The following is an 11,385-nucleotide window of genomic DNA, read 5'->3' on the forward strand; positions in this document are numbered from 1 at the left end:
CCATCCCACCATTTTTATTTTTTTAATCTACTTACTTTTATACTTTATTTACTTTTGTAATAAAGACGTAAAAAATTATATGTCGATTCCCCAAATTTTTCCGAGTCTTCATTTAAATTCTTGTCTAAACGAATCGTTGATGCCTTATTGGCAATTTTATCCATATAGAACTGCGGATATTGCATGTTAACGAAAGCATAGCGATTGACAGTTGCATCTTCGACATGTCGTAAGTCTGTATCCTGAAGTGCTAATAAACTTTTTCTCTTTTCAGGTGCGACATTAATTAAAAATAGGGTGTTGTTTTCCCAGATATCCTTGAAACGTGTTTCATCGAAACTAATATTACCCACTGCAGGGTCAGCTACATAAACACGGCCATTCTTGTATGCTTTAAACACCACAAAATGTTTAAATCCTGCATAAGAAATTGGCACAATGGCTGGTTGTCCCTGTTTCACTAAATCGGAAAATTCGCCTTTATATCCCCCGCTTTCGAAACCGATTGCTCCGACAAAGCGTTTCATATCAAGTAAGGAAAAACTACGTCGCTCGACGATTTTCTCGGTCTCACCAAATTTAAGCAAACCATTCATAACTTGTTGTTCTGTCATGGTTACACCAACATCAACATAACCATTTAACAAGGTCGTTAATGCTGCTGATCCACAGCTATAGTCATAAGCTTGACGTACAATACCCCTAAATTGATCTTCTACAGCAGGTTTAATGAGGACTGCTTCTCTATGCATTCGAGTGAATGAATCTTGGCGAGAGTCTAAGGTTTCAGTGTAATACACAGCTTCCGCTGGCTTTTTTTTAATTTCAAAGGCTTCTTTGGCAGCGTAATACATCAATGCCGAGCCTAACGCGATCTCTAACATATCTTCTGACTTTTCTAGTTATCGGCATGACGTGCCTTTGCTCATTATTTTTCTAGAGTTATTACTCTACATCCATGTAAAAAGGAAGATAACCTTTTTTATAAAAAAAAACAGCTTTTTTTTAGTTTATTTGAAAAATTTAACATTATTTTTGTAAAAAAAAGCGCGTGATTTCACGCGCTTTTTTCAATTCGAAATTAATGACCAGAAATACTAATCATAGAACCTTTATCATAACTAGCACCGTAGAATGTTTGCAAACCTTGAACTTCTACATCACCAATAGAACCAGCAGTACGGCTACCTAAATGAATGCCTTTAACATAATTATCAATTTTGTCATTTGTGCTTACAATACGCACAAAGCCTTTATTCGCTGCCGACTCACCAAATACACTTACACTTGCTTTCATAGTTAAGTTTGTTGAATTGGCATCAGCAACTTTAATGCTTTCAATAAAGATTTCCCCTGGACCTGTAGTACTAATTGGACCAGCAGTTGGGTGAACTGCAACCACAGCACCATTTGTTGAATTATCTAAAATACCTAGGTTCTTGATTTCAAGACCACCCTGCATTACAGAATCCAATTTAATCATGGCACCTTGAGGCGCTGCACCCAATTGAATATTGGCAGTCATTTTACCTGTTTTAACAGACAAACCACTTAAAATCGCATTGTAGTTAGAATCATTACCGCCACGACGGATATTAACAGCAGGATCATTTGCACCAGATGCTGTTACACCAATCTCACCAATATGGATTTCCAAACCAGAAACTTGAGCTGCAATGTTGATAAATGCTGTATTACCACTCCCTGAACCAGCATCGCTATCAATTTGCAAATCAGCAAGGTTACCAGTAGCTAATAATGATTGGTAGTTTGCACCAATAAAAATACCTTGGTCTTTACGATCAATGGTACCACCATTGGTTAATGTAATTGTTTCTGAGTTTTTTGCACCCTTGATTGAAATAGCACCCGCATTACCAGTACCGCCTAAAGCAGTAGTAGGAATAACTGTACCAGTAGCATCTTTAGTACTTAAACCATCATTATCATGAACGAATAATTTATCGATCGTAATTCTAGAAATACCGATCCCGATGTTAATACCATCTTGACCAGTAGTAGCACCCAATGAAGCATCATCCATTGCTTGCATTGCCATCGCATTTGCGCTAATTGCTAATGAAGAAACTAAAGCAAGTTTAGTAAATTTTTTCATTTCGTACTCTCCCAAGAGTATTATTTTTTTGATTGTTAACTACTCGATTTCACTAATTGTTTTTTATTTTTTGACAATAGTGAGGCTTTCCTTGAGCTGCTGGTTTGCCCTAGCTAAGTTATCTCTGTGTCATTTTTTGTTCAACTGCTGTTGGTCGCAATCTACATGTTACCGATAAACGGTATTTACAGTTTTTATGCATCAACAATGTTATAGAATAGACCATCTATGTATCGAATTTATTAAGTCACGTCGTATGAATGAGCCTGTTTTTTTTCAAAAATTGCTGACCAAGCAACAGCTTAATCCTACTGAAATTCTTTTATGCTTATCGCATCTTAACCATGTGGTTTACTTAAAAAATGTAAAACAACCTGTCATTGCAATTTTGGCTTCTGAATATATACTGATGCAAAATAAAAAAATTCAGAAATTTACCAGAACATCGTTAAACCAATATCAACAAAAAAATGAACCAATTGATTTCAATAAATTTTTTAAGCAGGATTTGCAAAATCATACCTCCGATTTCAATGGTGGTTTAATCGGTTTTATCAGTTATGATGAAGCTGCCCAACAACACGTTAATATTCAATCCAAGAACCAGCCCTCTTTATTTTTAGGCATTTATTGCAGCTATATTAAACTGACCGATCAAGGCTGGACCTTTTTTAGTCATGAACATGAGGCTGAAGCGATCTTTCAGGTACTTCAAAATGCCTTGCAAAACAAAAACAAGCCAAGTAAAGAAAATCAAAATTTCACCCTCACTCGACCTTGTACCGCACGGTGGACTAAAAAACAGTATGTGAATGCATTTAATCAGATTCAAGATTACATTCGGGCAGGTGACTGTTATCAAATTAATTTAACTCAAGAATTTACAACAAAAGCACAAGGTTTGTTGTTAGATACAGCAGAAGCGTTTTGGCAATTGACTGATGCACCTTATTCAGGTTATCTCAAAATCAATGATTTTGAATTATTAAGCTGCTCTCCCGAACTGTTTATCGAGTTTGAAGCAAATCGGAAAATCACCACAAAACCGATTAAAGGCACTATGCCCAGATATTTAGATGTTGCACAAGATGAGCAATCCAAGCAAAGCTTAATTCACTCTAAAAAAGACCAAGCCGAAAATGTAATGATTGTGGATTTACTGCGTAATGATTTGAGCGTATACGCTGAAACAGGCTCTGTTAAAACACCAAAACTTTTTGAAATTGAGTCATTTAATCAAGTTCATCATATGGTGAGTGAAGTCACTGCTAGATTAAGGCAAGATATCAATCCTTTTCATGTTCTGATGTCAGCTCTTCCGGGTGGTTCAATCACAGGCGCTCCCAAAATTCGTGCCATGCAAATTATAGAGGAACTTGAAGGTACTCCACGTGGTGCCTACTGTGGTTCGATGGGTTATTTTAATTTTGATGGTACAGGTTCATGGAATATTTTGATTCGCTCAATTCAAAAATATCAGAATGATATTTCTGTTTGGGCTGGCGGAGGGATCACCATTGCATCAGATTGCGATGCTGAATATCAGGAATGTTTTGATAAAGTGTCCGCCATGCTGGATTTGCTCAATACTTGGTATAAGCCAAATCAACAAAAAAGCGATTCCTGAGAATCGCTTTTTTGACTTCAAATCCCTCCTCCTTTTATAAAAGGTGAGGAGCACTGCTCCGCAAGGGAGGAGTTTAATTAAGCTAAAATATCATTTCTCAAGGTATCGACTAAACGCTGGTTTTGCTCGTCTGTACCAATGGTAATACGCAGGAACTGGTTGATACGCGGCTTATTAAAATAACGTACAATGATGCCACGTTCGCGCAATTCAGCAGCAAGCTCAGCTGCATCTCGACTCGCTAATGATGCAAAAATAAAGTTTGCACTCGATGGCAAGACTGTAAAGCCAAGCTCAGCCAATTGGGCAACCAACTTTTCACGGCTTGCAATCACTTTCTCATTTTGCGCTTCGAAGTATTCTTGATCTTCAAAAGATGCTACAGCTGCTGCAATCGCAAAACGATCAATCGGATAAGAGTTAAAACTGTTCTTCACCGCTTCAAGGGCAGCGATGAGATGTGGCTGTGCAATGGCAAAACCGACACGTAATCCCGCCAGTGAACGAGACTTAGATGTAGTTTGGCAAACCACCAAGTTATCGTATTTCTCAACCAATTTTACTGCCGATTCAGCACCGAAATCCACATAAGCTTCATCAATGACGACCACTGAATCTGGATTGGCTTGAAGCACATCTTCAATGGCTGACAAACCCAGTGCGATACTGGTCGGCGCATTTGGATTGGTAATAATAATCCCGCCATTGGCTTGTTTATAATCATCCACCACAATTTCAAAATCATCATTCAATGGCAAAACTTTGGTTTTTACCCCAAAGAACTGACTGTAAACCGGATAAAAACTATAGGTAATGTCCGGATAAAGCACTGGCAACTCTTGGACAAAAAATGCTTTGAAGATATGTGCCAATACTTCATCAGAACCATTGCCAACAAATACATGATCTACCGAGACATGTTGCTGTTTGGCAATCGCCTGTTTTAAAGCAGATGCATCTGGGTCTGGATATAAACGCAGCACATCTGCTGAATTGGCCAATACCGCTTGAACCGCTTCGACCACTTTTGGTGATGGCGGATAGGGATTTTCATTGGTATTGAGTTTTAATAAGTTTTGGATTTTGGGTTGTTCACCTGGTACGTAAGGTTCGAGTTCACGTACTTCAGGACTCCAAAAACGCATTTGTTCTGTGGTGATAGTCGACATTTTATTTTCTCTTATTTCCCTCTCCTAACCTCTCTTGCGCTTTGCTTTAAAGCAATCCTTAAAGCTCTCAGGGAGAGGAATCTTCATCTCATAAATGATGCAATCAAACGTCAAAGTCATTCTCATCAGATGAGTTCCCCCTCTCCTTTCAGGAGAGGGTTAGGGAGAGGTTTATAATTTTAGAAAACCAGATTTTTTCTATCTAGCCTATGATTCATTACTGATAACGATAACGTGCTGAACGTGCATGGGCATCCAGGTTTTCCTGTTGCGCCAAGATATCGGCCGTTTTTGCTAAAGTTTTCACGCCTTCTTGCGAGCACATAATCAGGCTGGAACGCTTCTGGAAATCATACACCCCGAGTGGTGATGAGAAACGCGCTGTGCCTGATGTTGGTAATACGTGGTTAGGACCGGCACAGTAATCACCAATCGCTTCAGGCGTATAACGTCCCATGAAGATGGCACCGGCATGGCGAATATTTTCCGACATTTTCTCTGCTTCATCCAGGCAAAGCTCTAAATGTTCTGGCGCAACCTGATTGATGAGGTCAATCGCTTCCTGACGATCTTTCACCAAAACCAATGCCCCACGGTTAGCAATTGAAGTACGAGCAATTTCAGCTTTTGGCAAAGCCGCCAAATGTTCTTCAATCGCCTGTTCAACGTCGTTTAAAAGCTGCTCATCTGGGGTGATAAAAATCGCTTGTGCAACTGTATCATGCTCAGCTTGTGACAATAAATCCATTGCCAGCCATTTCGCGTTATTCTGACCTTCTGCATATACCAAAATTTCGGATGGTCCTGCAATCATGTCAATACCGACTTGACCAAATACAGCACGTTTAGCTGCTGCTACGAAACGGTTACCTGGACCAGTAATTTTATCGACAGAGGGAATGGTTTCCGTACCATAAGCTAATGCTGCAACTGCTTGCGCACCCCCAATGGTAAATACACGGTGCACACCAGCCAGATATGCCGCTGCCAATACTAGGGGATTGAGTTCACCATTTGGCGCCGGAACCACCATGATAATTTCAGGCACGCCTGCAACATGCGCAGGCACGGCATTCATCAAGACTGAAGACGGATACGATGCCAAACCACCCGGTACATAAATACCTACACGATCCAGCGGGGTAATTTTTTGCCCTAAGGTATTTCCCAAAGCATCAACATAGGTCCAACCATCCTGCTTTTGTGCTTGATGGAATTCACGAATACGGTTTGCAGCCAATTCTAATGCTTCACGAACTTCTGTAGTTAAACCTTCAAAAGCCGTTTTAAGTTGTTCTTGAGTGAGTTCTAGATCAGAAAATTGATGCGCTGGATGTCGATCGAACTGTTGAGTGAGTTTAAGAACATGAGCATCCCCATGCAGACGTACGTCAGCAATGATTTGGTCTACGGTTTTTAAAAGTTCAGGATCACTAACTGTCTCAAAAGCCAACAAGTCCGCAAAGGCCTGTTTAAAGCTTTGATCTTGAGTCGATAAACGTCGCATCAATTTACCCACAAGGTTTAATAGGAAAACTTTAGTTTACCTTGTTTCCCAGACTTTGTGGGTATCTATCACGCATCTATTCACATAGTTTTATAGGAAATTACTTTGTGAATCATCGAATAAATCCGGGGCTTAAGCCGTTATGATAAAAATGGGCATAAAAAAACCGCCACAGGATGACGGTTTTTCAAATGAGCATGCAGCGCTGCTTATTTTTTGCTTTCGCGTTCTTCCACTGCTTTTTCAAGCTGTGCCAAAATCGGATTAAGCAGTGCTTGTTTACGTTTAAAGCTGGCTTTATTTACAATCAAACGTGAAGATACTTTGCAGATTTCTTCCAAAGGCTCTAAACCATTGGCACGTAGCGTATTACCCGTATCTACGACATCAACAATATAATCACCTAAACCGACCAGTGGCGCAAGTTCCATCGAACCGTAAAGCTTGATGACATCAACTTGCTCGCCCAGGCTGGCATAGTATTGACGTGTAAGATTCACATATTTAGTGGCAATTTTTAAACGGCCTTTCGGACGAACCATACCGACTTTACCCGCTGTCATGAGTTTGCAGTTGGCAATTTTCAGGTCTAATGGTTCATATACATTTTGTGCGCCATGTTCCATCAGCACATCTTTACCTGCAACACCCAAATCCGCTGCACCATTTTCCACATAAGTCGGTACATCAGAGGCACGTAAAATTAAAATACGGACCTGTTTATGTGTGGTTGGGAAAATTAATTTACGGGATTTATCCGGATCTTCCAGTAAATTAATTCCTGCTGTTTCTAGCAGAGGTAAAGTTTCTTTTAAAATACGTCCCTTACTTAATGCTAAAGTTAAACCATGATCAAAATTACCCATAACGTCAAAGTTTGGATCATCGTTTCTCATATCGCTCATTAACTTACTCGCTTAATTTGGGCACCTAAACCTTGTAACTTCGCTTCAACATCTTCATAACCGCGATCAATATGATAAATACGGTCAATCAGGGTTTCACCTTCGGCAGCCAATGCAGCCAAAACCAAAGAGAAAGAAGCACGTAAATCTGTCGCCATTACAGGAGCAGCTGAAAGTTTTTCCACCCCTGTAACCACTGCATCGTTACCTTCAACCTGAATATTTGCGCCCATACGTGCCAATTCAGGTACATGCATAAAACGGTTTTCAAAAATCGTTTCAGAAATCGTAGCAAAGCCACGACCAATCGCGTTGACAGCCATAAGCTGAGCTTGCATATCAGTTGGGAATTCTGGATGTGGCAGGGTCTGGAAACTAACAGCTTTTGGACGTTTACCCATCATATCGAGTTCAATCCAGTCATCACCACGGGTCACTTCCGCACCCATTTCTTCAAACTTATCCAAAACTGCTTCAAGTAATGCCGGATCGGTATGAGTCGTTTTTACTTTACCACCGGTAATTGCCGCGGCAGCCAAATATGAACCTGTTTCAATACGGTCGGCAACTACAGCATATTCACAGCCATGTAAATGCTCAACACCGGTAACCACTAAAGTCTCGGTATCCAAACCTTCAATTTTCGCACCCATTTTAATCAGCATTTTTGCCAGATCAGTGATTTCAGGTTCACGAGCTGCATTACGGATAGTCGTGACGCCATCGGCTAATACTGCTGCCATCAGAATATTTTCAGTACCGCCAACAGTCACCATATCAAAGACCACTTCGCCACCTTTAAGACGACCATCGACTTTGGCATTAACATAACCGGCTTCAACTTCAATTTCAGCACCCAAAGCTTCTAATGCTTTAAGGTGTTGATCGACTGGGCGTGAACCAATGGCACATCCACCAGGAAGAGATACTTTTGCACTACCATAGCGCGCCAGTAATGGACCAAGCACCAAAATTGATGCACGCATGGTTTTGACCAGTTCATATGGGGCAAACTGATTATCTAATGTAGACGTATCTGCTTTAACGGTATCGCCTTCATAAGAAATTTGAACACCCAAACCAGCAATCAGTTTTACCAACGTGTTCACATCCTTAAGATTTGGAACATTAGTTAATGTGGTGGGAGTTTCAGGGAGAATCATTGCAGCAAGTAATGGAAGTGCTGCATTTTTTGCACCAGAAATACGCACTTCACCTTCGAGCTTAACACCGCCCTGAATTAAAAATTTATCCATCTAGTTCTAAGCTCCGAATAAGCTTGCTTTACGCCATTCTTCTTTGGTCATTGCACGAATAGTTACCGCATGTACTTCACCGCTGGCAATATATGAATTTAACGGAGCATAAACTGTCTGTTGGCGTGCCACCGGACGTTTGCCTTCAAATTGTTCATCTACAATGCGAAGATCAAATTTCCCGCCTTGCCCACTAACTGCAACTTCAGCCTCTGGAAAAGCAGCTTTTAAAATTTCAGTGAGCTGTTCACTATTCATCACAAAGACCTCTTATAGGACCAACGGTGTAAAAACCTGCCATTTTACTATAAATATGAAAAATAAATCATTAAGCTATAACATTTAATATATAAAAAAAGAGGTCATAAAAAACCTCTTTTTGTTCAGCAACAAAACTATGCCATTAAAGATGGGGATGCAACCTGCATTTTCCTATGCTTATGCAACTGTCTTTTAAGTTTTTCTGTTAATTTTTTTATTGATGTATACATATCATCAGCTGTTGCCTGTGCAAACAATTCTGCCCCCGGTACACGAATAATTGCTTCTGCAATATGATTTAAACTTCCTTTTCTTGATCGTTTATCTACTTGATGATCTTTGCTCAATTTCACCTGCATACTATTGACCTGATCTAAATGTTTGGTCATTTCAGCAAATTTTAAACGAATATTATCTTCAATTGCAGGGGTGATAGTTAAGTGATGACCACGAATTGTTATTTGCATAATTCTATCCCTCACCTTCTTTAGGATTAGTTAAAGTCATAGCCGAAATGATCTGCTGACAGAACCTAGAATTCTGCAATTTACACTTTAAATCATTTCAACCACACCTTTAAAAGAAAAAAAGATTCATTATGTTGTCATAATGAATCCTTAGAATAATCAGATTTTAAAAATTAGATCAAGACTTTTCGTTCAGAAGATGAAGGAATATGTAACGACTCTCGATATTTAGCGACAGTTCGACGTGCCACATCAATGCCATCTTGTTTTAACAAATTGGCAATAATATTGTCAGATAAAGGCTTGCGTGGATTTTCTTCAGAAATTAACTTTTTAATTTTTGCCCGAATCGCAATTGAAGATGCCTCCCCACCCGAAGTCGTGGCCACATGGCTGGAAAAGAAATATTTCAGTTCAAACAGCCCGCGCGGGGTCAGTATGAATTTATTGGTCGTCACCCGAGAAACTGTAGATTCATGCAATTCCACCTCTTCCGCAATATCGCGCAGCACTAAAGGCTTCATCCCTTCCGCACCAATTTCCAAAAACATTTTTTGATGTTCCACGATACAGGTGGCCACTTTTAGTAAGGTTTTATGACGCTCATCGACACTCTTAATAAAATTCTTGGCATCCAGCATTTGATTGCGTAAATATTGATTATCGTTACTTTGATCTGCACGTTTAATCATACTGGCATAAAAAGAGTTGATCCGTAATTTAGGCATTACATCCGGATTTAACTGCACTTGCCAATGATCATTCTTTTTCATGACCACCACATCGGGAATTTGATAATCAGAGTCCTTTTCTTCAAACTCCATTCCCGGATAAGCTTTTAAGGTCTTTAACAGGTCAACTGCACATTTCAATTGTTCAGGATTCAAACCCGTTTGTTTGATCAATTTTGGCAATTCATTCGAAATAAGTAACTCATAATGATTTAACAATTTTATCGCTTCACAACGATAAGCTTGATGTACAGGTAAACTTTCCAATTGTACCAATAAACATTCTGCCAGATTACGTGATGCTACACCTGGAGGATCCAGATGTTGAATATGTTTTAAGACAACAAGGACTTCATCATCTTCCACTTCATCCTCATAATCCATAGTTTCCAATAAATGCTGCACAGATGCCGTGATTTCCGCAATTTCAGCATCTAAAAAACCTTTTTCATCTAAAGAATCAACAATACAATGTGCTATCAGGCGATCTACAGCAGAAAAATGCAATAAATTGATTTGTTCAAGTATGTGTTCTTTTAGACCAAGATGTCCCTGACGGTTATCTTCACGCTCTTCATATTCAGGGGAACCAAGACTCGTCGGTTGATGGGTATAGACATCATCCCAATCAGTATCGACAGGTAAATCATCAGGAAGATGGTTTGCATTTAGCTCATTGGTTAAATCTTTATTATCGCGTTCCTGATCTTGTAAGGTGGATAAACTTTCAATCGAAGATTGCTCTTCAACCTTCTCTAGTAAGGGATTACTATCAAGTTGAATCTGAATTTCTTGCTCTAGTTCAAGACTAGAAAGTTGAAGCAAACGAATGGCTTGTTGTAACTGCGGTGTCAGTGACAAGGAGTTTGCAACTTTTAATCCAACCGATAACTTCATATTACCCTACTCTTTTTAACTGCTATTTATGAAAACACATCTTGTAAGCAATTTTTGTGCCGTTTTGATTTTTATATCATAGATACACATAAAAAAATATACAAATTTAAAATTTTTTAATTATATTTTCGATAAAATACTCACGAAATATTAATAAATATTTTTATAAATTAATGACTTACTCAAATAACAAAATCTAATTATCTGAATAGCAGAAAAATCAATTCCGTTAAAGAATCTAATTTCATTCATCATCAAATAATAATTTTAGGATTTTAATAATCTAGGCAAAAAAAAAGCCCCTGCAAATGCAGGGGCTTTTGAATAATGAGCTGGCGATGACTTACTCTCACATGGGTAATCCCACACTACCATCAGCGCTAAGAGGTTTCACTTCTGAGTTCGGGAAGGGATCAGGTGGTTCACTCTTGCTATGGTCGCCAGCACAA

Annotated in this window: 10 protein-coding genes and 1 rRNA gene; 1 reads left to right on the forward strand and 10 read right to left on the reverse strand. The window is 39.2% G+C overall.

Annotated elements, in window-relative coordinates; translation table 11 throughout:
* Positions 1-44: 44 nt before the first annotated feature.
* Positions 45-884, reverse strand: coding sequence for a C39 family peptidase (locus FTU91_RS09705; RefSeq protein ID WP_180042533.1), 840 nt, complete (start codon positions 882-884; stop codon positions 45-47).
* Positions 885-1,081: 197 nt separating this feature from the next.
* Positions 1,082-2,116 (reverse strand): DUF6160 family protein, encoded by a 1,035-nt coding sequence (locus tag FTU91_RS09710; RefSeq protein ID WP_180042534.1) that lies wholly within the window; start codon positions 2,114-2,116, stop codon positions 1,082-1,084.
* 256 nt (positions 2,117-2,372) lie between these two features.
* Here FTU91_RS09710 and pabB point away from each other — a divergent pair, with 256 nt between their 5' ends.
* Positions 2,373-3,743, forward strand: coding sequence for an aminodeoxychorismate synthase component I (gene pabB / locus FTU91_RS09715; RefSeq protein ID WP_180082051.1), 1,371 nt, complete (start codon positions 2,373-2,375; stop codon positions 3,741-3,743).
* Between the two features lie 77 nt (positions 3,744-3,820).
* Here the strand turns inward: pabB and hisC are convergent, their stop codons facing one another.
* From hisC to rrf, 8 genes are all read right to left on the reverse strand, one after another.
* Positions 3,821-4,912, reverse strand: coding sequence for a histidinol-phosphate transaminase (gene hisC / locus FTU91_RS09720; RefSeq protein ID WP_180082052.1), 1,092 nt, complete (start codon positions 4,910-4,912; stop codon positions 3,821-3,823).
* A gap of 217 nt (positions 4,913-5,129) precedes the next feature.
* Positions 5,130-6,431 (reverse strand): histidinol dehydrogenase, encoded by a 1,302-nt coding sequence (gene hisD / locus FTU91_RS09725; RefSeq protein WP_180042536.1) that lies wholly within the window; start codon positions 6,429-6,431, stop codon positions 5,130-5,132.
* Positions 6,432-6,628: 197 nt separating this feature from the next.
* Positions 6,629-7,324: an ATP phosphoribosyltransferase gene (hisG, locus tag FTU91_RS09730; RefSeq protein ID WP_086197705.1), complete on the reverse strand. Its 696-nt coding sequence runs from the start codon at positions 7,322-7,324 to the stop codon at positions 6,629-6,631.
* Positions 7,324-8,580 carry a UDP-N-acetylglucosamine 1-carboxyvinyltransferase gene (murA, locus tag FTU91_RS09735; RefSeq protein ID WP_166171032.1) on the reverse strand — a complete coding sequence of 419 codons (1,257 nt, stop codon included), beginning with the start codon at positions 8,578-8,580 and terminating at the stop codon, positions 7,324-7,326. Before murA ends, hisG begins: the two co-directional genes overlap by 1 nt.
* A 6-nt stretch (positions 8,581-8,586) precedes the next feature.
* Positions 8,587-8,838, reverse strand: a complete 252-nt coding sequence (gene ibaG / locus FTU91_RS09740; protein ID WP_004650949.1) for a BolA family iron metabolism protein IbaG — start codon at positions 8,836-8,838, stop codon at positions 8,587-8,589.
* A 137-nt stretch (positions 8,839-8,975) separates the two neighbouring features.
* Positions 8,976-9,308 (reverse strand): ribosome-associated translation inhibitor RaiA, encoded by a 333-nt coding sequence (gene raiA / locus FTU91_RS09745; RefSeq protein ID WP_086197707.1) that lies wholly within the window; start codon positions 9,306-9,308, stop codon positions 8,976-8,978.
* 173 nt (positions 9,309-9,481) lie between these two features.
* Complete coding sequence (locus tag FTU91_RS09750; RefSeq protein WP_180082053.1) at positions 9,482-10,936, reverse strand: RNA polymerase factor sigma-54; 1,455 nt, start codon at positions 10,934-10,936, stop codon at positions 9,482-9,484.
* Between the two features lie 330 nt (positions 10,937-11,266).
* Positions 11,267-11,381, reverse strand: a 5S ribosomal RNA gene (gene rrf / locus FTU91_RS09755).
* Positions 11,382-11,385 lie beyond the last annotated feature (4 nt).

It is taken from the genome of Acinetobacter sp. YH12201 (assembly GCF_013418145.1).
Lineage (GTDB): Bacteria > Pseudomonadota > Gammaproteobacteria > Pseudomonadales > Moraxellaceae > Acinetobacter.